Below are 21,841 nucleotides of genomic sequence, written 5' to 3'. Positions count from 1 at the left end.
AATTATACAGAAAAAGGACGGTTCTTTTATGTTTTCAGCGAAAAAAGAAGGGGCGACCTTCAAAAGGATACTTTATCCTTTTGGGTCAGCCCCCAATACGAGAGAAGTCTGGGGGTTTGCGCATTTTCTATCAATCATAAACTCCTGTCCAAACTAGATTCGTTATAGAGTCATAGACTATAACAAACATGGAAAGGAGATGAGTTTATGGGCTACGGTGGCGGATACGGCTACGGCGGTGGTTTCGTATTGTACGTTGTTCTGTTTATTCTGTTAATCATTATTGGAGCTTCTTACGTTTATTAATTTTACGCCGAGGTAAGCCTCGGCTTTTTTTATATTAAGAGAGTGCGGTCGTCGTTAAAAAGTTTAATCGCTACCTAAAAAGGATCGTTCGCACTTTAAGCTCTCCCTTATGTGAAAAAACACCAGCCTTTTTTACAAACTTTAAAAGAATGTCTTAACTCTCCCATATTCCTATTAAAGAAAAACAGATATGCTAAAGTGTTTATTGTAGGCACTTAGGTATCATCCCCCCCTACAAAAAACCCCAGGATTGCAGTCCTGGGGGAAACACCTTTATCTAGACAAAAGGTAAGGATATGTTTTTTTTTACGGTAAGAAGTTAGCACTACTTCCTCCGGTTTCCGTTTTCTATGAAAAAGTTACATTGATTCCCTTTGGTTGATAGCTCTGTAATTTGTTGGAACTCTTCATAAAGATGAGAGTACTCCTCGATCTTATCATAAGAATCTATTAACCAGGGATTCTGGGGATTTTCTTCGTTAGTTTCGAATGCTGAAATGATAACACCATCTTCATTAAAGTTAAAACGGATTAAAAATCCTTCTTCTTTCCACCTGGAAAACTTTCTAACGATCATCCCATTTTTTTCCTCACTTGCAAACTCTCTTGCAAGAAGGTATAAGGCAGCATAGGTCATATAAGCGTTTTCTTTTAGCCAGTGACTATCGACCACTATTCGTTGTCCTTCTAGTTGGCGAACCATCGCTTCCTCCTCCCTACTTGACTCTATGTTCTATTCCCTATATAGACAAGGAATAACAGGTAGTACATAAATTGATACTTAGGTCATATTAATTTTACATTAATATACGAAAACAAGAATGTTTACCCAGCATTTTAAATATTTTCCCCGTGTTTATAATGCCTTTTTTTAGCAAAATTAAAATAGCTTTGTTCTCATTTGTTAACATCATCCCCATTTTAAAATAAATAAAAACGTTTAAGGTTAAATTCTTCTTGTTATGCTGTTTGCTACCCGATGAAAATGATAAAAAAAGAAGGTTGTAATCCTTTCTCAGATTTTCATCATGAGAATAGTACGGTTGTTTTTTTAAAAAAATTGCGCTTTCTAACCCAGAATGCAAACATCCATTGGTCCTTTCGATTCCTTTTCCCAAAAACTATAGAACAAACGTTCGTAAACATGCTATGATTTGTTTACGGAACGCGTTCCCAAAAATCGTAAGGAGGAATACGAAAATGACTAAAATTTTTATTGATCCTGGACATGGCGGCACAGACACTGGAGCAACTGGAAACGGATTGCTGGAAAAGAACCTGACACTTGAGATCGGTCTGCAGGTTAGAGATATTCTTCAAAGCAGTTATCAAGATGTAGAAGTGATGATGAGCCGTTCATCCGATATCACTGTTAGCCTGGAGCAACGGACAACTATGGCAAACAACTGGGGAGCCAACCTTTTTGTAGCCGTGCATATCAATGCAGGGGGAGGAACTGGTTATGAGGATTATGTATATCCTGGAGTCGGCCTTCCTACTATTTCTTATCAAGAAATCATTCATTCGGAGATATTAAAACAGGTTGATTTTTACGACCGGGGCAAAAAAGAAGCCAACTTTTACGTATTGAGAGAAACCGGCATGCCGGCGATTTTAACGGAGAACGGGTTCATCGATACACTCGAAGATGCCAATAAGTTGAAAGATCCTTCCTTTCTTCACTCTATCGCACAAGGGCACGCAAACGGTATCGCCAGAGCGATGTCTTTACAACTTAATCCTTATACGTACCGCGTGATTGCAGACGGAAAACAAGAAGGGGCGTATAGTAACTATGATAATGTATTAAGCGAAGTCGAAGAACACCTTGGAGAGGCTTTAAAAATCGAAGTGGAGAAAGTTTGAGTTAAGTAAACAAATCAAAAAATGAGTTTAACATACTTAAAGCCCCAATCAACTGAATGGGGCTTTTTATCATTTCTAGGCCTTCGCTAAAAGGTTTTTTTCAATCTCTTTTACTAATGTTACTGCTGAACCTTTACTTAAAACCAATTTACCATCGCCCAGTACAATATTGTCAGGTGATACCTCTCCTGTAAGCTGGCATTCACTACCCGAACTATGTTTTTTCAAAACGATTCGATCTTCTTCCAAATAAATTTCCACTGGGTCCCTTTGCATGATTTGTAAAACCTTGCGTAACTCCATCGGAATCACGATCCGGCCTAATTCATCGATTTTCCGAACAATTCCTGTTGATTTCATCGTAAAACACTCCCGTTGTTTTTGACATTATAAGTACCCATTCGTTAGAGTGATCACTTTTTTGTCCATTCCAACCAGTATTCGACCCCCTTTTCTCTAACTATGTCGAACGAACAGCTTCTTAAACAATATTCATTAACGAAACGGTTCAAACTGAAACACCCAGGGGAAACAATATAATTCTTCCATTGACCACCCCTTTTCTAATCAAGTTTTAATGTTTATTCGGTGTAAGGCAGGATTACTTCGGGTAATGGGTAATAAATTACTGCGGAGCCTTAACCTTCTTACATATACGAAAATGTGCCAGGATTGCCATTTAAAATTTCTCACTGTTATTCCATGAGATTTTTTTAAAAAGGAAGGGTGATAATACATGAAGAGGAATATTTTCATCTCGATATTACTTCCGTCTTTTAATGAAGCTGAAAATATTTTTGCTATATACAGTGAACTCACTAAGGAACTATCCAAAAAGGTTAGCCGATATGAAATACTCTTCATCGATGATGGCAGTACCGATCGAACGATTGATAAAATTAAAGAGTTGGCTCTCAAACATTCAGAGGTTAAATATATCGCATTAACAAGAAATTTCGGCAAGGAAGCTGCGATGTTTGCCGGTTTGAAACATGCGAAGGGTGAAGCCGTTATCATTATGGATGCCGATCTTCAGCATCCAGTGAACGTGATCCACTCATTAATAGAAGGATACCGCGAAGGCTACGACCAGGTGATCGCCCAGCGGAACCGGACAGGTGATGCTGTTATCCGAAGCAAGTTTTCCAGTCTCTACTATACCGTTCTGGAAAGATTGATCGATGTTGAGTTAAAGGACGGCCAGGGAGATTTTCGTTTGCTCAGCAGAAGGGCTGTACAGGCAGTCTTACAAATCAGTGAGCGTAACCGCTTTTCAAAGGGACTCTTTTCCTGGATCGGCTTTAAGAAAAAAGTCATCCAGTATGAGAACAAGTCCCGAAAAGCCGGCAAATCGAAATGGTCCATCAGAAAGCTGATCGACTACGCGATCGAAGGGGTTGTTTCTTTTAACCATAAACCATTACGCATCTGTTTATATACCGGTGTCGTGACACTTTTTCTAGTGTTAATTTATATATCGATCATGTTTATTCAAATTCTTGCCCACGGCATCTCGGTTCCCGGGTACTTTACGACGATCTCTTCCGTTTTATTCTTAGGAGGTGTACAACTCGTCAGCCTGGGAGTCATCGGAGAGTACATTGGAAGAATTTATGTGGAAGCAAAACAACGGCCGCTTTACTTAATTGAAAACAAATGCTGGAGAGGATTTCATCAATGCTAAGGAACAAGGGTGAATTTATAAGGTTTGTGATGGTAGGCGGGGTCAACACCGCTAACTATTATGTCATCTATCTACTATTTTTCCGGATAGCCGGTGTGAGCTATCTTTTTTCCCATTGGATCGCTTTTTTCATCAGCATGGTCATATCATTTTATTTGAATGTGTATTTCACGTATCGGGTAAAACCTACGTTAAAGAAGTTTTTGCAATTTCCGATAACGCAGGTCGTGAATATGTCGATTTCATCTGTTTTCATCTATATCTTTGTGGAGTACCTTCATTTGAACGGGTACATTGCGCCGATCCTGGCTGTCGTCTTCACAGTACCTGTTACGTTTATCTTAACGAGCAAGATATTGAAGCGAGGTAATCAGTCGTTATGATAAAAAATAAGCATGTGCTCCTGATCTTAAGCAGTATCATCCTTTCTATTTTGTCTCATTCTTTTTTTCTCTACCAGACCGCTCATGGTTCTTTTATGTTAGGACCGGATGACGGCTTGTCCCAGATGGTTTCCTTTCGAAAAATGATCTATGACCAGTTTTCGGAAGGCAATTTTTTTTACAGCTTTGATTTTGGGCTCGGGGGCGGAACCTACCAGCTTGCTTACTATTATGCATACAACGTGTTCTACTCTCTTGTCTTCGGTTTCGTTTTCGTGCTTGAAAAGTTAACGATCATCTCGGCCCCGGGCGTTCTCTTTTGGGCCTATGCAACAATCTACATAAGCATCATCCGGCTTGCATTAATTTTTATTATTACGACCTATGTTTTTCGCTATTTGAACATAAGGATGTTTTACGCTTTTATTGGTGCATTCCTGTACGGGGCAAGCATCATGTATTTCCGTCATGTGACCTATTGGGAATTCTTTGCTGATGCCTTTCTCTGGCTTCCCCTGTTTCTCCTCGGGATCGAGAAAATTTTCAGGGAACAGAAGCCAGGTGGGCTGATCACAGCTGTTGCGTTATCCATGTTCGATAACTTCTATTTTGCCTATATCCATTTCATCTTTATGGGTATCTATATCGTCGTTCGCTGGATCATTCCCCGTTCCAGGGATGAAAAGAAGTTTGTTAAGGGATTTGCTGCCAGTATCCTTTTGGGCGCAGGGATCAGTTCTGTTTCTTTCGTGCCTGCTGTATACGGGTTCTTACATAACTACCGCCCTAATTTTAACGACCCTATACCACTGTTTGATTTCAGTCAAAATGCGTTTCTCGGGGATAAAACGATCTGGCTTCCGGTCCTGTTCGTTTTGTTTTTATTTGTTTCTGTTTTATATAAAAATCATAGCTTCCGGATATTCGTGTTTGTCGGTAGCCTGTTTACCCTTTTTCACTACAGCCCGATCATAGGGAGTGTCTTTAATGGCTTTTCGGCACCCCAATACAGGTTTGAATATGTTCTTTCACTTTGTGCAGCCGGTGCGATCGCCGTAGGACTGCAAGAACTTCCAAAAATTACGGTGTCCTCTTTAAAAAAGGCACTCATCGCGGCTCTTATCGTTTACCTGGCTGCTTATTTCGTTGACACTGAAAACAATTCGGCCATACTGATCGTTTCTTTATTTCTGGCGGCTGTATATTTCCTGCTGATTAAAACGGGAAAATCGATCACCCTGTTGATAAGCATACTGATATTCAGCAATTTAGTTATGATCAACGTTTTTCAATATGAACTATATACGATTGGCGGCGTGGAAAAGTCCACAAAGCAATATATGATGAGTGAGAACTATTATTCGAGCGAGCAAAGAAATTTGATCCAGCGTGCCATCGACCAGGACAAAGAACAGATCACTAGAATGGACTGGATCACCGGGGGGCGCAATAATACCCCTATCGTGCATGACTACAATGGCATAAGCGCTTATTCCAGTATTTTGAACAAAAACATTTTGTTTTTTTATTATACAGATTTAAAAATCGATATGAAGCGGGAAAGCGTAAGCCGGTATAACAGTTTGGGAGACAGGGCTAACTTATATAGCATCCTCCGCGGAAAATATATCATGTATGAAAAAGGAAAAGAAAAGAATGTTCCCTTTGGCTTCGAGCCGTTCAAAGATAGCGAGCATTACGTCATTTACCGCAATGAAAATGTGCTTCCCTTTGCCCGAACGACCAGCAAGGTCTACAGTGAGGAATACATGGAAGATTTTCCGGTGATCGACCGGGAACACGCCATGCTGGATGGTGTTGTATTGGACGTACCTGCCGATCAACAGACGGACGGCATGACAAAGACCAAAGATTTTATGCAACAAACAGAGGTTCAGCCTGTGAATGGAACCTATCAGAACGGACTGTTGCAAGTGAAAGAAAAGACGGGCGGCCTGAACATCGAGCTTACAAAAATGCCAGAGGATGCGAAAGATCTCTATCTATCGTTTTATTTAAGAAATAACAGCAAAACCGCGCCAGTATTTCCGTTGCATGTAAATGAGTTTGAAACGACAAGGAAATCGAGATCGTCCATTTATCGGACCAACTTCAATCACATCACTGTTCGGATTCCTGCCGATGAAACGATCAACATTCGCGTTCCAAAAGGAAGCTATACCTTGAACGACCTTCACCTTTATTCTGAGGACTATCAACTGTTGAAAAAACAAGCGGCGAAGAAAGACCCGGATGCTGATATAGACATCGAGAAAAACAAAATAAAAATAGAGCTACAAAACAACCGCAACGAACGGTTCATGGTATTGCCGATCCCCTATGAAAAAGGATGGGAGGCACGGATCAACGGGGAAAAACAAGCAGTAAAAAAGGCTAACTATTCTTTTATAGGCCTTTCCCTTCAACCCGGGCCTAACCAAGTGGAGCTGCGATACTATCCACCATATTTTAGAACCACCTTACTGATCAGTTGCTTATCATTCCTGCTCGCCTTGTGGTGGATAAGGCGGCACAGAGGATGAGGTGGAACGGATGGCGTGGTACGGGGGGACAGGTCCCTTGTCCCTCCACAGTCTTCTTTGGATAACACCTTTTATATCATAGAAAAAACTGTTCATCATTTAGAAAATGAGGAACAGTTTTGTTTTAATTCAACAGGTGACAGAGACTTGATTTTATTCATCCAGCCGATCCCGGAAAATATTTTTGTCAACAGAGCTATTCGGTCTTCTGCTCTTTGAAGTATCCTGGAAAAGGCTGCTATCATCATTTAAATACATATTGTCTTCTTTTATATGAAGCTGATCGTCTTCCATGTTTTGTCTTCCTACATTACTACTGTCAGAGTCACTGTATTGCGCTGTCCCAGGAGCGTTTCCCCGGTTATAATTGTTATCTGCAATATCATAATCGGATTCTGGATATCCAGTACCAGCATTATTGTTCATGCCAACATTATGTCTGTTGTCAAAGTTTGCTGTGCCATCGTTAGAATCATCTGGATTGCCCAGAACGACCAGCTTGCCGTCTTGCAGATCCAACGCACAATCTTTAGCCTGGTCCTGGCTTAGTCCCTTGTTTACCAGAGTTTCTTTAACAGGTGTTTCTGTGTTTCCTTCTAATGCAGACATAACCTCGTTCACGGCATCTTCTTTTTGGGAATCTGTTTCCATAAACGGTTCCTTTCCAATCCCCAGTTTGCCTGATACATCTGCAACAGCCTCTCTATCTTCACCGAGGATCTCAAAGCTATCCGCATTATTTTCTATATTATTGTTATTTGAAAAATCATTGATCAGTTCTTCTGAAGAGTCATACACACCAAGTACTTGTTTATTGTTCATGGTGAAAAACCTCCTTAGAAAATGTGTTTCCTCTTTCATAGGAACATTTCCCGGGTGGTTTTACACAAAAACTTTTTAGAGGATATTCAGTAAAAATGGCAGCTTTTGGGGGCGGTACGATCTTCCTAGTATACAGGTTACAGGCTCCATGTTTTTTTATGGGGGATTTTAACAACCATGCACTTATTCGGGAAGAAGGATATGACTACTTATTGAGCAAGGGTCTTTATGACACCTACAGTCTTGCAGAAGAAAAAGACGAAGGGAATACAGTAGAAGGAAAAATAGATGGCTGGAATGATAACAAACAGAACCTGCGCATAGATTTGATCTTAACGAATCAGGATGTTCCTGTTGATTCTTCCAAAGTTATCTTCAATAACAAAAATAAATCAGTTGTTTCTGACCACTTTGGTGTGGAGGTTCAGATAGAGGAAAAATTGTGATGAAATATGTTCGTGATAAATGCCTCTTTCAATAAAAAGAAAAAACTGTTCCCCATTTAAAAAATGAAAAACAGTTTAGTGAAAACTTATCCCTGATTAGTAGGCCTGACGATAACCTCATTCACCGCCACATTCTCTGGTTGCGATACCGCATAATAAACCGCGTTCGCAATATCTTCACTGGATAGCGATGGTAGGTTCGGGTCTTCAAACCTCGGGCGAACGTCCTGGTCTGAGATTGTATCCATCAGTTCAGTCGCAACGACTCCTGGTGAGATAGTCGTTGTACGGACATTGCTGTTGGTCAGTTCTTTATTTAATCCTTCCATAAAGATTCTTGCAGCAAACTTTGTTCCGCAGTAAACGGTTCCAGACGGGAAGACGCCATGACCTGCTACTGAGGAAGTAGTGATGATATGCCCGGTGTTGCGTTCCTGCATGTGTGGAAGGACAGCTGCGATTCCGTAAAGTACGCCTTTTACATTTACGTCTACCATTTCGTCCCACTCGTCTACTTTTATTTTGTCCATAAATGATAAGGGCATAATGCCGGCGTTGTTGAACATCACATCAATATGACCGTATGTTTCGATCGCGAAGTTGGCGAGAGCCTGGACATCTTCGTAAGACGTAACGTCTGTTAGTTTAGTAGCTGCTTCACCACCGGCTTTTTCAATATCACCTTTAATTTGTTGTAAACGTTCTTCCCGTCGGGCTGCGAGGACGACCTTTGCTCCTTCCTTTGCAAACTTTTTAGCTGTTGCTTCTCCTATTCCGCTCGATGCTCCGGTTATGACGATCACTTTATCTTTTACGGACATATTCGTTCCTCCTTTGTTTTAAATGGCTGTTAGAATAGACTCTGCTTCTTGAATCGCTTTTTTAAGGGTATGCTCCACTCTATTCAATCTCCGTTTCATAACAGTTTTCCACTCATAATAGCCGTCTGTTCCTTCTGTTGCATTAGCCAGGTTCGGCATGTCTTTTAACACTGGAATGGCCGGCTGGTTCATTGCAAGATCGTGGTCATAGCTGTCCCCGTTCACATAGTTTAACGGGATCAAGATTCGGGAGATGTTCATTAACGCTTCGTTCAGCCTTTTCACCCCATCGTTTGTCCAGTTACATAGTTTGATTCGATTGTTTAGCTCTTCTCCCAGTTGTTCCAGTCGGATCACTCGTTGGATGGCGAGGCTCAGATCAATTCTTCCTTCCGCCTGTTCCTGATAGGCTTCTAATGCTGCCTTCAATTCTCTCGCTGCTGCCGCCTGGTTGACCGGGATTATCTGTCTAGTGCAAGCATCAGAGATAACAGCCGTATATATTTGGCAGTCCCGCTTCAGGTTTTCTGGATCGAGCTTGTCGATGGTGTCTTCTGTCGTATGCCACCACCAGCCGAAGCCTCCTGATTTATTTCCGCCAAAAAGTTTAACCAGTGTTCTTGATGCGAGGTCATCGCCTTTCGGTTGTTCCGAAAGCCCCATGAAGAGTGCCGGGATTCCGTTTCCCCATAAGGATTGGTCACCTCCGCGCCCAAACCGTTTTCCAGTGAAAGCTTCACCTGTCAATTTTTCAACGAACTCTCCGCCAAAGTCTTTTGTTTCGACCATACAGTTGCTTTCGCCAAGAATGGTCGCTCCTTTTCCTCCGAGAGAGTCAGCGTAAACATGGAGTACACAATTTTCGTAGAGGTCCTCCCAGTTGTTATCGCAGTAATACGTTGAACCTGCATAGCGTCCGTGAGAATGTCCGGACCAGAAGGCGAGTCTCAGGCTTCTTCGCAGTTTTATGTCATTTTCGGTCAGGACACGGGCTACTTCGAGCATCGTTGCGTTCGCTCCTCCGTTGTCCATCGCACCGTAATGCCAGGAGTCGATATGTCCACTGAAGAGAACAAACTTTTCTGGCTCAACTTCTCCTTTTAAGTCGGCGATAAGGGTAGGGATCTTACGCCATCCAGTATCTACTTCTGTTTTCATCCAGACACTGACAGGTCTTTCACTTTCATTTAGTTTTTGTTTCAGGACATCTCCTTCTTTTGTTGTTACAGACACGACTGGAAGTTTCGGTAAAATCTTCTTTGTCTCAGGAGTCGGATTCCCCCATACACGGGAGACGATCATTTCGTGGGTGATCGGGCCGTTGATGAAGATAGCCCCGATCGCGCCTGCGTTTTCCAGTATTTCTACCGCTCCCGGTGTGGCGATCCCTTCGAGAAGAGCCAACCTGTTTTCCACATTCAACAGACTTTCGTCAGCCTCAAGATCGATGAAAACTAGCTCTCCGCCAACTCCTTCTTCTCCTGTAGAAGTGGCCATCGAATGGGTGATGCATGTAAAACTTTCGCCATCCACATGAAGTTCTGCATGGATGGGAAGGCTGATAAACCCGTCATGAAAGGATAAATTCGTTTCTAACCCGCAGCTGTCTAGAACCTGTTTGGCATACTGGAATGCCCGCAGTTCTTCCTCTGAACCCGATAATCGGACTTCTTTGGAAACTTGTTTGGTAAAGTTCATCAGCTTTTCTGCTGAGACGGCTTCGATTAACTTGCCTTCCATACCTGTAAGCTCTGTTTTCATTCTTTTCACCCTCTCGTAGTATTTTTTAAAAAGAGAGCATGGCCTTAATCGGGCCGCTACCTGTTAGAGTGCAAAATCTTCTTCTGCTGTTTTCACACGGTCGAAAGGTGCAAACTCTTTTCCTGTTAGCTTACTGACGGCGTCGATGAAGGTGTTTGTCGTATGCGGAGTGTCATATAATACTTTAAAAAAGTCAGCCCGTTTTTCTTTTTCAACAGCGTCATATGCTTTCCCAACCATCCAGCGGCCGTAATAATAGCTCGGATAATAGGTTCGTTGAATCGGATCGGAGAAGAATCGATAGCAATTGTTCGCTTCTACAGAAGTTAGATTTCCTGTCGTGATCATATATTCGACTGCTTCTTCCTTATTGAACTGGCCGAAGTTATACATGTAGCAGGCATTCGTCATCGCCATTCGCTGGTAGTCGATGTAGTCCCTGCCAAGTTTATATTGTTGTTTCGCCTGTTTCGTTATCCCTTCTGTTTCCTGTTCGTCCCGGTCCCAGGCGAGAAAATGGAGTGCGCTTTCCGGGCCGCCTTCAAATAATGCGTTCGTCGGTGTGTTGATCAAATAGTAGGAAGCTTCAAGCGGTAATTTCCCCTGCTGGAACAAGTAATCCCAGCGGCAATAAAATGCCTGGTGCCCCGGGTAACCTTCATGGCACATGATCTGGGCAAGCACCGGCTCTGTCCACGGGCGGTCAATATTAAATGTCAGATTTCCCCGGAAATTACCGGAATATTTCGAATAACCACTCCAGAAAACATCCCTTATCGATTTGATCGTGTTGATACCGTCTTCTTCCGGAAGTCTGATAACCCGCTCCAGCGTACCCTGCTTACTTTTTTCTTTCAGTGATTCCGCTACAGCGGTTACTTTTTCCGGGTCGATCAACGTATCGGTGTGCCATTTGTCGGCTTTCTCTTTAAACGTTCCTTTGTAACCCAGGTTTGTTAAACCCTCTTCCACAATTTCCTGCTGCCGGGTGATTTGCTCCTCGGTGATCAATGTTGACGGCAGCTCCTGGATATTTGCGATATACTCCTCATAAGACAGATCATCCCCCTGGAGGCTGTATCCGAAATAACGGAACGCATTCACCATGGAGCGAAGGTAACGTCCTTCATGGCCTTTTAAGTCCTGAATCGCACTTTCGATCTCGTCAATTTTCAAGCCGATTTCATCGAACGACTTTAAGGTTGGCTTCACGTTACTGTAACTTGCTGTTGCCACTTCCTGGCCGTGCAATTTCTGTGCCTGTTCGTTCAGGCTTAACACCACATTAACGATCGCTTCTCCTGTCGGTTCAGCTGTCCACCGTAACACCATTTAATCGCCCTCCCTGTTTTGATTCGATTTCCCATAGCATCTCAATGTCTTTTTCAATTAGGTCTGTCAGTAAATCATACAACCTTTCGCCTTTTTCTACGGAAGCCGCTCCGGCATTCCCAGAAAAGCCTTCCGGATAAAGGGTCCTTCCGCCATCCTTAAATTTTAATTTTTTCGGTATCGGGATTTCATGATTTCCGACACCTTCTGTATAAGCAAGCTTCGGATCGATCGCGAGAACCAGTGATGTCTCGTCTTCTCCGGCATGGCCAGGTTCAGATGCTATCTCTTTGATCTGCTCCCTATAGTCGATGAACCAGCTAAGTGTCAGTACTCTTCCACCGAGGTCTGCGAGTTTCTCAGCGACTATCTCAAGGTTTGCGATGTTTCCTCCGTGGCCGTTCAACAGAATGATGTTTGTGAATCCGTTCTTGTAAAAGCCCCTGCAAATTTCGAACACATAATTTGAGAAAGCTTCTGAGGAAATATCGATTGTCCCGGCAAATGGAGACAGTCCCCATGAGTGCCCGTATGCGACTTCAGGAGCCATCAACATCTTGTCCCCGATCTTCTCCTCGAGCCTTTTGACAAATTCACGAGGAATCAACACGTCTGTTCCGAGTGCACAATGCGGGCCGTGCGCCTCGACCATGCCGATCGGCACGAGCACGGTGTTGATGGTTTTCTTGATCTCCTTATATCGGCTCAAGTTCATCGTCATCATATCCACTTTCCTATCACCCCTTATCCGATATTTCGTTTTAATACTTCAGCGACCAATGCTGCACGGTACGGCAGGTTCTCCAGGATGATGTGTTCATTCTCCGCATGGGCACCGTCCCCAACAGGGCCGAGGCCATCGATCGTCGGCACTCCGACTCCTGCGGTAAAGTTGCCGTCACTTCCTCCTCCTGATTTTCCTTCCTTTAATATGTAACCGTGCTCTGCTGCTATTTCTTTTAGCTGCTCATAAAGCGAAACAACTTTTTCTGTTCTTTCAAGAGGATACCGGTTGATACCGCCTTCCATCTCGACAGTTGCCCCTTCGATGAAGACAGGACGATTGAGCACTGCTTTTTCAAGTTCATCCCCCTGCTGTTTTTTCTCGAAGCGGATGTCCACTTCTGCTTCCGCATAGGCAGCAACAACATTCGTCCTTGTTCCGCCGGAAATTTTTCCGATATTGATTGAGATGCCGTCTTCTTTGTTATCAAGCTTTTTAAGATCTGCGATTTGCAGGGCTAGTTCATCGATCGCACTCACACCGCTCCACGGATCGATTCCAGCATGGACTGCTTTCCCATATACTTTTAGTTTTAAGATCCCGACTCCTTTACGGGCGGTTTTCACCGCGCCATCTGGGGAGATGCTTGATTCAGGGACAAATACCATCACGCTTTTCTTCGCTTCCTCTTCAATAAGTGCACGGGAATGATCACTGCCGATCTCCTCATCCGATGTGACGAGCACCACGATTTTCCGTTTACCGGTTATACCAGCTTCCTTAAGAGCCCGTAACGCCCAGAAGGTGATCGTCAATCCGCCTTTCATGTCGAACGCCCCTGGCCCGTAAAGCTTTCCGTTTTCCTTTCGAATCGGCAACGCCCCCTGGTCCCAGACAGTATCGTAATGACCGATGATCAAGATTTGTTCTGACTCATCTCCAGTTCCGTAGGTGAACCGGTATTGGTTTCCGACTTCCTCTTTTATAATCGTTTCTGCCTTCCCGCCTACCAATCTATCAAACTCTTCTTTTAAAACTAACCCGCAAATATCGGTCAGCGCTTTGTTTCGGGAAGGTGATTCTGCTGTTACGAGCTTTAATAACGTTTGTTCAATATCTTTTTCGTTTTCTTTCAAATAGGTTAATAGCTCAGACATTTATTTTTTGCTCCTTACTGTTTCTCCTGTGATAAAAGGAGGGTATTTCTTTGCCTGCGTTTGTTCCAGTACATTTGCAATTTTCAATAGTTCGATGTCGTGGAAGTGAGGCCCCACAAGTTGCATGCCAACCGGCAGTCCTTCTCCTGAGAAGCCCATGTTTATCGTTACTGCTGGATGCCCCGAAATATTGAAAGGACCGGTAAAGACCATCTCATTCAATTCCTCGCTGCCGATTTCCGGATCTTCTTCAGGTGCCGGGAAAGCAACGGTCGGGGTGAGCAGAACATCGACCTTTTCAAACAACGCCGATACAGAAGAAGTATAGCGGTGAAGGTCATCCAGTCCCTTAAGATAGGTTACTGCTTTTTGTTCCATCCCCATTTCGATCTGTTTGTACGTTAATTCCGCATAATCACTCTTTTGTTCGAGCCACTTCTTATGGATGTGGGCTGCTTCCGGAAGGAGGACGTCCATGATGATTTGCTCTGACCGCTGCCAGTCGTTGATCGATACTTCGGTTACTTCCCAGCCGAGGGATTCGATTTCTTTTAGCGTATTATCATAGACCTGTTTTACATCAGGCTCAAGGCCTCTCAGGCATTCTACCGATAAAACGCCAACCCGTTTCTTCGAATTTGAAAGCTCGAACGATTTTAACTCGCTTCGGTTTAGGGTTTGTGTTGCAGAATGCGGGTCGTTCAGGTCGTTTCCTGCGATTACATCCAGTACAACGGCTGCTTCCCGTGCTGTTCTAGTGATCGGACCCGCATGGTCAAGTGACCACGAGAGCGGAAACACACCGTAAGTGCTGACGATTCCCCTTGTCGGCTTTAACCCGACGACTCCGCAATAGGAAGCTGGGATTCGGATCGATCCGCCTGTATCTGTTCCTAAAGAAAAATAACCGATACCTGCTGCCACGGACGCTGCTGAACCGCTCGAAGAACCTCCTGAAGTCTTCGTGATATCCCACGGGTTGTTCGTCTGGCCAAAGTCCGGGTGAACGATGCCGTAAGCAAACTCAAGCATGTTGTTTTTTCCAAATAATACCGCATTTGTTTCATTTAGCTTCTGAACTACTGTGGCCGTGTAATCAGGCTTAAAATCTTTCAGAACGTTGGAAGCGCAGGTAGTTAGCACTTCTTTTGTATAAAACAAATCTTTCACACTAAAAGGTATCCCGGTGAGAAGATGCGTTTCTTCCTTATTAAGAAATAACTTCTCTGCTTTACTGGCCTGTTTCATTGCCGTATCTTCTAGAAGCGTAACGAACGCATTCAGCTCCGGTTCCGTCTTTTCGATTCGTTCGAAAACTTTCCGGGTCACTTCAACAGGGGAGACTTCCTTTTGGCGATAAAGATTACCGACGTCTAAGAAGGATTGGAATAATAAGTCATCCATACTATCACTCTCCCACCGCGAGAAGCGGATCGTTCGGATTGATCGCGAGCGATGTGACCAGGAACAGGACTGTTCCATTTGTATTGGAATGGATTTCTTTCACGGTTTCTCCGAATTCATCGGTAAGCTTTCCGAGCAGATCTCCGTTTGCCACATTGTCCCCAATCTTCACATCCGGGTACCAGAGTGCCTTCTGGTCTGAGCGGTACCAGTCGAATACCGATAGATAAGTAGAATCGGTTTTCTTTACTTCTCCATCCAGCATGCCGAGGGAACGCAGGATGTTCTTCACGCCTTCCTGTAACAGGACGGAATTATCTCCGCTCAAGATTCCCTGCTGGCCAGCTTCAGCGATGATGGCTGGCGTCCCCTGTTCAGCAGCACATCCGTAGGTAGAACCCGGTACCTGTCCGCTGCTTCCGATCACAAAGTCAATATCAAAGAGCGAAGCCATTTCCTTCGATTGTTCTAGTACCTGTTTGTCTTCTGTTACATGGTAGATCGTGAACGGAACGAGCGCTTCGATCATGTCACCGCCGTGTAAATCAATGATGTAGTCAACCTGTTTAAAGACTGTTTCATTCAGTTGAAAAGCAAGACGTTCGGCATCTGTCCCAGTTTCTTTCCCGGGGAACATCCGATTCAAGTTCTTGCCGTCTCTCGGATGGACATAAATGCTTCGTGCATAAAAGGAAGCCGGATTAGCGATCGGCAGTATTACGACCTGCCCTTTTACATTAGAACGAATAAGTTCTGCTCCAACCTTCAGAGCTGCGTCGATCGATGTATATTCACAACCGTGAATACCGCCAAGCACTAGCACTTTTGGCCCTTCATCAGAGCCGTTCACAAGAAAAGCAGGCAGTTTTTCTTCCACAGAATCAAATTTAAGATAGTCTTTTACTTTTTCACCTATGGCTGCTGATAGATTCCCAATTTTCCATTCACTCATCTCTTCTCATCTCCTTAAATCAAAGAGGAAGGCGGTTGCCATATAACAACCGCTTTTCCTTCTTGCCTATTGTGCTTTTGTAATTTTGTTAAAAGGAACATACCACGTGTTCATCGGGTTGATTTCATAGCCTTTAACCCAATCACGAAGCGGAGCCTGAACGTAAGGCTGTGCAACGAAGATATATGGTACTTCTTCAGCCATAATATCCTGGATTTCTTTATAGGCAGCGGCACGCTCGTCTTCGTTCGTGCTTGCTCTTGCTGTTTCTAGAAGTTCATCCACTTTCTTATTTTCATAGAATGCAAGGTTGAAGCCAGGACCTTTACTTGAAGAGTGGCCGAAATACCAGAGGTTATAATCTGGATCCGGATAGTCAGGAGTCCATGATACTAACCCGAAGTTATGTTTTCCTGTCGTTACTAGATCAAGGAATGTCGGCCATGCGTAAGTTTTAATTTCAAGCTCCACGCCTACTTTCGCAAGGTCAGACTGCAGTAAGAGCGCTGTGTTTTTACGTACTTCGTTATTTTCAGAGATTGCGATCTCAAGCTTCAATCCTTCAGCATACCCTGCTTCTTCAAGAAGCTTTTTCGCTTTATCAAGATCATAATCATAAAGCTTCGCATCAGGGTTGAATCCAAACATGCCGTCCGGAACAGCGCCGCCGATACGGTCTGCTTCGCCAAGATATACACTTTCTAGCAATGCATCATAGTTGATACTGTGGGCGATCGCCTGGCGTACTTTCTTGTCAGCAAGTGCTCCGCTTGTCATGTTCATCGGCATATAGTCGATCTGGTAACCAGCAGATTTAACTACTTTCACACCATTTTTACCATCCATCTGTTTTAACACTTCCGGAGAAATCATCGTGTTGTCAATCATGTCTATTTCGCCTTTTTCAAGCATCAGCCGTGCAGTAGATGGTTCTGGAACGATGATAACGTTGATAGTTTCCATCGTCGGTTTTTCTCCCCAATAATCCGGGTTTGCCTTTAAGACGAGTTTCTGGCCGCGGTCCCAGCTCTCTAAGATATACGGGCCAGATCCGACTTCCTTATCAGCAATATAGCTTTCGCCAAGGTCATCGCCGTGGTTTTCTGCAAGGTTCGGGTTGAGAATGTTTGCAAATACAGTCCCAAGTGTCTTGATAAACGGACCGAATGGTTTCTTTAATGTGATTTTAATCGTATGATCATCAACGATCTCGAAGCTGTCCTTGTCGATTACTTTTTTGAAGATACCTGCAGCAGACTTGTTCACGTCGATCGCACGGGTGAAAGAGTACTTGACTGCTTCGGCTGTTACTGGAGTGCCGTCATGGAATTTGGCATCCTCACGCAGATGGAACGTGTATGTTTTGTTGTCATCAGAAATGTCCCAGCTTTCAGCAAGCATCGGTTTTGGCTCAGTAGAAGAACCTTCGTATGTGACAAGGCGATCATACAGCATATACGTTACACGGAAAGACGTGTTTGCTGCAGAACCGTGTGGGTCTAATTGAGGAATATCCTGGTTTGTCGCAAAGTTAAACACATTTTCATCAAAGTTTTCATTTGCTGCTGGTGCATCATCAGTATTTTCTCCGCTTGTGTCGCCGGAATTATTGGTACCGGCATTTCCGCTTGTGGCTTCATTTCCATACTTCCCTGTGCATCCACTAAGAACGACGACAGCGATCAACAAAAACAGCGCCAGTTTTGCCCAAAGGTTTTTGTGCTTCACTTCGTTTCCCCCTCATTTTTTAATAGATAAAACTTACCTAACCCTGCTCCCCCTATCCCCCTTTCAAGGAAGAATCATCTATGTGTTACATAGAATGGTTAACGTTGTTTTGGATCAAGAACGTCCCTGAGTCCATCACCCATCAGGTTGAAGCCAAGTACTGTTATGAGGATCGCGATACCAGGGAACGTAGCAGCCCACCATGCATCTCTTATGATTTCTCGGCTCGAAGAAAGCATCGCGCCCCATTCAGGTGATGGCGGTTGTGCACCGAGCCCGATAAAACTTAAGCCGGCTGCGGCAAGGATTACGAAACCAAGGTCGAGTGATGCCTGAATACTAGCAGGTGCGATCGCGTTTGGAATAACTTCTTTAAACAAGATTCTGAACGGATTCGCTCCGAGTGCTCGTGATGCCTCAATGAATTCAGAGTTTTTCAATGACAATACCGAAGAGCGGACGATACGTGTGTACCATGGCCACCAGGTTGCTGCCAGTGCCAGCAGAACGTTTTCAATCGATGGCCCTAAAGCTGCTGCGATCGACATCGCGAGGATAATCCCCGGAAAAGATAGAAAAATGTCTGTTGCCCTCATGATGATCTGGTCGATTCTTCCTCCGATATATCCCGCTATCGCTCCGAGAATGGTACCGATCGGGAACGAGATCAATACGACAAGCAAACCGATTTTCAAAGAAATTCTTGTGCCATAAACAATCCGGCTGAAAATGTCTCGTCCAACTTCATCTGTTCCAAAGAAATGTTCACCGCTCGGTCCTTCCAGCTTTGACAGCAAGTTAACTTCTGTTGGATTATGAGTGGCTATAACCGGCGCGAAGATTGCAGTAATGATGATGAGAAGTACCAGGACAAGCCCCAGGATGGTCAAGGGACTGTTGATCATTCGACGTACCAAGGTAAGCCCTCCCCCCTTAGTTATATTTCAATCGTGGATCAATCAGGTGATACATCGTGTCTATAATCAGGTTAACCGTGATGAACAACAATGCGATCAGTAAAGTTACCCCCATTACGGCTGGAAAATCGAGATACGTGATCGCGTTTACCGCATACTTTCCAAGACCGGGCCATGAAAATACTGATTCGACGAGAACACTTCCGCCTAATGCATGGCCAAATGTCATACCGAGAAGCGTGATGACCGGCATGATGCCGTTTCGAAGCGCATGTCCGTAAAGGACCCTGTTCTCGGAGCCGCCTTTTGCCTGAGCAGTGCGGATATAGTCACTTTGCAGCACTTCCAGCATGGATGAGCGCGTCATTCTGGTGATCATTCCGATCGTGACGGCCGCCTGGGTGATCCCCGGCAATATCAAATGGATTAAAGCTGATTTAAATGCAACCATGTTTCCTGTTAACAGTGCATCAACTGTGTACATTCCAGTGATCATATCCGGCGGGGAGACACCGTTGTCAAGCCTCCCGGATCCAGGCAGGATACCGAGCTTTAGATAGAAGAGCAAAAGGAAAAGTAAACCCAGCCAGAATGCAGGCATCGCTACCCCAAGGAGCGCAAACACCCTTGTGAATTGATCGGGCAGTTTGTCCTTCTTACTTGCACTGATAACCCCGAACGGAATCCCGATTAGGACGGTGATCAACATTGCGAACAAGGTCAGCTCCAGTGTTGCCGGAAAATATCTTTCCAGATCATCGATCACCGGCTGCTGGGAGTAAGTACTCTCACCCAGGTCACCGTGGAAGATTCCGTTAACGTACCTGCCATACTGCACATAAAGCGGATCGTTTAGCCCCATTTCCTCTCGTAACTCTTCGATTCCATCCGGTGTCGCTTTTGGCCCGAGAATCAGGCGGGCAGGATCTCCCGGAATCGTGTTTGAGATAAAAAATGTTAGGATGCTTATCCCGATTAAGATCGGAATCATCAACAGAATCCGTTTAAACACATAACGCAGCGCATCCATCCAACTCCCCCTTTCTTTTAATAAAAGTTAAATATGAATACATGCGGCAAAGTGATTATCCGTTTTTTCTTCAAGTGCGGGAACAACTTCCTTGCATTCTTTCGTCGCGAAAGGGCACCGAGTATGGAACGGGCAACCTGACGGCGGATTGATCGGGCTTGGCAGATCTCCCTCTAAAATGATCCTTTCTCGTTTCTGTTTAGGATCCGGTATCGGCAATGCTGATAAAAGCGCCTGCGTATACGGATGCATCGGGTGATTATAAATGCGTTCCACGTCGCCGAACTCAACGATTTTGCCAAGGTACATCACCGCCACCTGGTCGGAGATATGCTGGACGACCGAGAGATCATGCGAGATGAATAGATAACTCAAATCCATTTCCTGCTGCAACTCTAGCATCAAGTTCAACACCTGCGACTGTACTGAGACATCAAGTGCTGATACCGGTTCATCGGCGACAATGAGTTTAGGATTCAACGCCAATGCCCTTGCGATTCCAATTCTCTGGCGCTGTCCACCGGAAAATTCGTGCGGATAGTTGTTCAGCTGATCCTTTCTGATACCGATACGTTCGACTAGCTCTTCGATGACTTTCTTTCTCTCTTTTTTATTTCCTACATTATGGATTTTCAGTGGTGCTTCAAGGATTTCACGGATGGTGCTCCTCGGGTTTAGCGAAGCGTACGGGTCTTGAAAAACGATTTGCATTTCCCTGCGAAGCTTTTTCATTTCTAAAGCGTTAAGATCTGTCACTTCTTTCCCCTGAAACTTCACACTTCCTTCGGTCGGCTGTACTAACCGTAGTATCGATCTTCCAAGACTTGACTTCCCGCATCCAGATTCGCCAACTACCCCAAGGGTTTTTCCTTTTTCAACTTTCAGGCTGACGCCGTCAACGGCTTTTACAACCCTCTTTTCACTCAAGAAACCTTTTTTAGAGATAAAATGCTGTTTTAGGTTGTTCACTTCCAGCAGCGGCATCCTTCTTCACCCCCTTGTTTTCGTACAGCCAGCAGGCTGTTTTATGGTTCTTCTTGACCTGAGTCATTTGAGGGACATTCGTTTTGCAAACATCCATGGCCTGGCTGCAACGATCCGCAAACCGGCATCCTGCAGGCATATTTTCCGGAGAAGGTACCGTACCCGCAATCGAACCAAGCATCTGCTTTCTGATTCCAAGTTTCGGAATTGACTGCATCAATCCTTTTGTATACGGATGCTTAGGATTTTCAAACAGCTCCTCAACAGGTGCTGTTTCCACAACTTTACCGGCATACATGACGATCACTCTGTCACAAACCTCTGCCACTACACCAAGGTCATGTGTGATCATGATGATTCCCATCCGGGTCCTTTCTTTTAACTCGTTCATCAATTCAAGTATCTGTGCTTGAACCGTTACATCGAGTGCTGTTGTCGGCTCGTCACAGATTAATAGTTTTGGCTCACAGGCCATAGCCATTGCGATCATGATTCGCTGCCTCATCCCCCCCGAAAGCTGGTGCGGGTATTCATCGATCAGTTCATCTGCTCGTGGAAGCCCTACATCATTCAGAAGCTTAATAACCCTTTTTCTTCTCTCCTGTTTGCTTAAGCTGGTATGGAGCAACAACGATTCTTCTATTTGTTTACCTACGGTGTGGAGCGGATTAAGCGAAGTAAGCGGATCCTGGAAAATCATCGATGCCTGGTTCCCTCGAATCTTTTGCATTTTACGGTTGGAATAACTTGAAATCAGTTCGTCCTCTAGTCGGATCTCTCCGTCTAGCTTCGCTTTATCGGGAAGCAGCCTCATGAGGGACAATGCGGTCATGCTCTTTCCACAGCCCGACTCGCCTACGATTCCAACCGTTTCCCCGTTGTTTACATGAAACGAGACCTGATCAAGAATTTTAGAGTATTTCCCTTCTCTTTTAAGGGATAGAGATACATCTTTCACATCTAACAGCATGATGACACCAC

Annotated in this window: 20 protein-coding genes and 1 pseudogene; 6 read left to right on the top strand and 15 right to left on the bottom strand. The window is 44.3% G+C overall.

Translation table 11 applies throughout. The features are described from left to right. The first annotated feature begins 207 nt into the window (after positions 1 to 207). The gene (locus FCL54_RS16765; protein WP_138127888.1) at positions 208 to 306 is read left to right on the top strand and encodes a YjcZ family sporulation protein; all 99 of its coding nucleotides are present in this window, start codon (positions 208 to 210) and stop codon (positions 304 to 306) included. A 325-nt stretch (positions 307 to 631) separates the two neighbouring features. Here the strand turns inward: FCL54_RS16765 and FCL54_RS16760 are convergent, their stop codons facing one another. After that, on the bottom strand, positions 632 to 1,009 hold the full coding sequence (locus tag FCL54_RS16760; RefSeq protein WP_138127887.1) for a hypothetical protein: 378 nt from the start codon (positions 1,007 to 1,009) through the stop codon (positions 632 to 634). A gap of 497 nt (positions 1,010 to 1,506) precedes the next feature. On the opposite strand from FCL54_RS16760, the gene FCL54_RS16755 reads away from it, so the two are divergent. Then, the gene (locus tag FCL54_RS16755) at positions 1,507 to 2,172 is read left to right on the top strand and encodes an N-acetylmuramoyl-L-alanine amidase family protein (protein ID WP_138127886.1); all 666 of its coding nucleotides are present in this window, start codon (positions 1,507 to 1,509) and stop codon (positions 2,170 to 2,172) included. Positions 2,173 to 2,247: 75 nt separating this feature from the next. Here FCL54_RS16755 and FCL54_RS16750 read toward each other — a convergent pair whose 3' ends face one another. Continuing rightward, positions 2,248 to 2,532 carry an AbrB/MazE/SpoVT family DNA-binding domain-containing protein gene (locus tag FCL54_RS16750; RefSeq protein WP_138127885.1) on the bottom strand — a complete coding sequence of 95 codons (285 nt, stop codon included), beginning with the start codon at positions 2,530 to 2,532 and terminating at the stop codon, positions 2,248 to 2,250. Positions 2,533 to 2,908: 376 nt separating this feature from the next. Between FCL54_RS16750 and FCL54_RS16745 the strand changes: the two genes are divergently transcribed. The 3 genes from FCL54_RS16745 to FCL54_RS16735 are packed head-to-tail and all read left to right on the top strand — an operon-like array spanning position 2,909 to position 6,782. After that, a complete protein-coding gene (locus tag FCL54_RS16745; protein WP_138127884.1) occupies positions 2,909 to 3,856 on the top strand; it encodes a glycosyltransferase family 2 protein in 948 nt (315 codons plus the stop codon). Then, complete coding sequence (locus FCL54_RS16740; protein ID WP_138127883.1) at positions 3,850 to 4,239, top strand: GtrA family protein; 390 nt, start codon at positions 3,850 to 3,852, stop codon at positions 4,237 to 4,239. Before FCL54_RS16745 ends, FCL54_RS16740 begins: the two co-directional genes overlap by 7 nt. Beyond that, entirely contained in the window at positions 4,236 to 6,782 is a 2,547-nt protein-coding gene (locus FCL54_RS16735) for a YfhO family protein (protein WP_138127882.1), read from the top strand. The genes FCL54_RS16740 and FCL54_RS16735 overlap by 4 nt, the downstream gene beginning before the upstream one ends. Positions 6,783 to 6,935: 153 nt before the next feature. Here FCL54_RS16735 and FCL54_RS16730 read toward each other — a convergent pair whose 3' ends face one another. Beyond that, positions 6,936 to 7,604 (bottom strand): hypothetical protein, encoded by a 669-nt coding sequence (locus FCL54_RS16730; RefSeq protein WP_138127881.1) that lies wholly within the window; start codon positions 7,602 to 7,604, stop codon positions 6,936 to 6,938. Between the two features lie 152 nt (positions 7,605 to 7,756). Here FCL54_RS16730 and FCL54_RS16725 point away from each other — a divergent pair. Beyond that, positions 7,757 to 8,050: pseudogene (locus FCL54_RS16725) on the top strand (exonuclease/endonuclease/phosphatase family protein); the annotation flags it as partial. An 86-nt stretch (positions 8,051 to 8,136) separates the two neighbouring features. Here FCL54_RS16725 and FCL54_RS16720 read toward each other — a convergent pair. The 12 genes from FCL54_RS16720 to FCL54_RS16665 form a co-directional block, all read right to left on the bottom strand. After that, the gene (locus tag FCL54_RS16720) at positions 8,137 to 8,871 is read right to left on the bottom strand and encodes an SDR family oxidoreductase (protein WP_138127880.1); all 735 of its coding nucleotides are present in this window, start codon (positions 8,869 to 8,871) and stop codon (positions 8,137 to 8,139) included. 18 nt (positions 8,872 to 8,889) lie between these two features. Further along, positions 8,890 to 10,632 (bottom strand): M28 family peptidase, encoded by a 1,743-nt coding sequence (locus tag FCL54_RS16715; protein WP_138127879.1) that lies wholly within the window; start codon positions 10,630 to 10,632, stop codon positions 8,890 to 8,892. 63 nt (positions 10,633 to 10,695) lie between these two features. Next, positions 10,696 to 11,964, bottom strand: coding sequence for a hypothetical protein (locus tag FCL54_RS16710; RefSeq protein WP_138127878.1), 1,269 nt, complete (start codon positions 11,962 to 11,964; stop codon positions 10,696 to 10,698). Next, entirely contained in the window at positions 11,942 to 12,688 is a 747-nt protein-coding gene (locus FCL54_RS16705; RefSeq protein ID WP_138127877.1) for a creatininase family protein, read from the bottom strand. The genes FCL54_RS16710 and FCL54_RS16705 overlap by 23 nt, the downstream gene beginning before the upstream one ends. Before the next feature lie 20 nt (positions 12,689 to 12,708). Next, complete coding sequence (locus FCL54_RS16700; RefSeq protein ID WP_138127876.1) at positions 12,709 to 13,845, bottom strand: M20 family metallopeptidase; 1,137 nt, start codon at positions 13,843 to 13,845, stop codon at positions 12,709 to 12,711. Beyond that, positions 13,846 to 15,249 carry an amidase gene (locus FCL54_RS16695; protein WP_171016889.1) on the bottom strand — a complete coding sequence of 468 codons (1,404 nt, stop codon included), beginning with the start codon at positions 15,247 to 15,249 and terminating at the stop codon, positions 13,846 to 13,848. 4 nt (positions 15,250 to 15,253) lie between these two features. Further along, positions 15,254 to 16,201 carry a M14 family metallopeptidase gene (locus FCL54_RS16690; RefSeq protein WP_138127874.1) on the bottom strand — a complete coding sequence of 316 codons (948 nt, stop codon included), beginning with the start codon at positions 16,199 to 16,201 and terminating at the stop codon, positions 15,254 to 15,256. Between the two features lie 66 nt (positions 16,202 to 16,267). Continuing rightward, positions 16,268 to 17,929: an ABC transporter substrate-binding protein gene (locus tag FCL54_RS16685; RefSeq protein ID WP_138127873.1), complete on the bottom strand. Its 1,662-nt coding sequence runs from the start codon at positions 17,927 to 17,929 to the stop codon at positions 16,268 to 16,270. A gap of 98 nt (positions 17,930 to 18,027) precedes the next feature. After that, positions 18,028 to 18,846, bottom strand: coding sequence for a nickel transporter permease (nikC, locus tag FCL54_RS16680; protein WP_138127872.1), 819 nt, complete (start codon positions 18,844 to 18,846; stop codon positions 18,028 to 18,030). 16 nt (positions 18,847 to 18,862) lie between these two features. After that, a complete protein-coding gene (locus tag FCL54_RS16675) occupies positions 18,863 to 19,876 on the bottom strand; it encodes an ABC transporter permease (RefSeq protein WP_138127871.1) in 1,014 nt (337 codons plus the stop codon). Between the two features lie 27 nt (positions 19,877 to 19,903). After that, positions 19,904 to 20,860 (bottom strand): ABC transporter ATP-binding protein, encoded by a 957-nt coding sequence (locus tag FCL54_RS16670; protein ID WP_138127870.1) that lies wholly within the window; start codon positions 20,858 to 20,860, stop codon positions 19,904 to 19,906. Next, the gene (locus FCL54_RS16665; protein WP_138127869.1) at positions 20,814 to 21,830 is read right to left on the bottom strand and encodes an ABC transporter ATP-binding protein; all 1,017 of its coding nucleotides are present in this window, start codon (positions 21,828 to 21,830) and stop codon (positions 20,814 to 20,816) included. Before FCL54_RS16665 ends, FCL54_RS16670 begins: the two co-directional genes overlap by 47 nt. Between the last annotated feature and the right edge of the window lie 11 nt (positions 21,831 to 21,841).

The sequence above is a fragment of the Exobacillus caeni genome, from assembly GCF_005747095.1.
Lineage (GTDB): Bacteria > Bacillota > Bacilli > Bacillales > Guptibacillaceae > Exobacillus > Exobacillus caeni.
The sequence above is the reverse complement of the archived record's forward strand: the minus strand, read 5'-3'. Positions and strand labels throughout refer to the sequence as shown.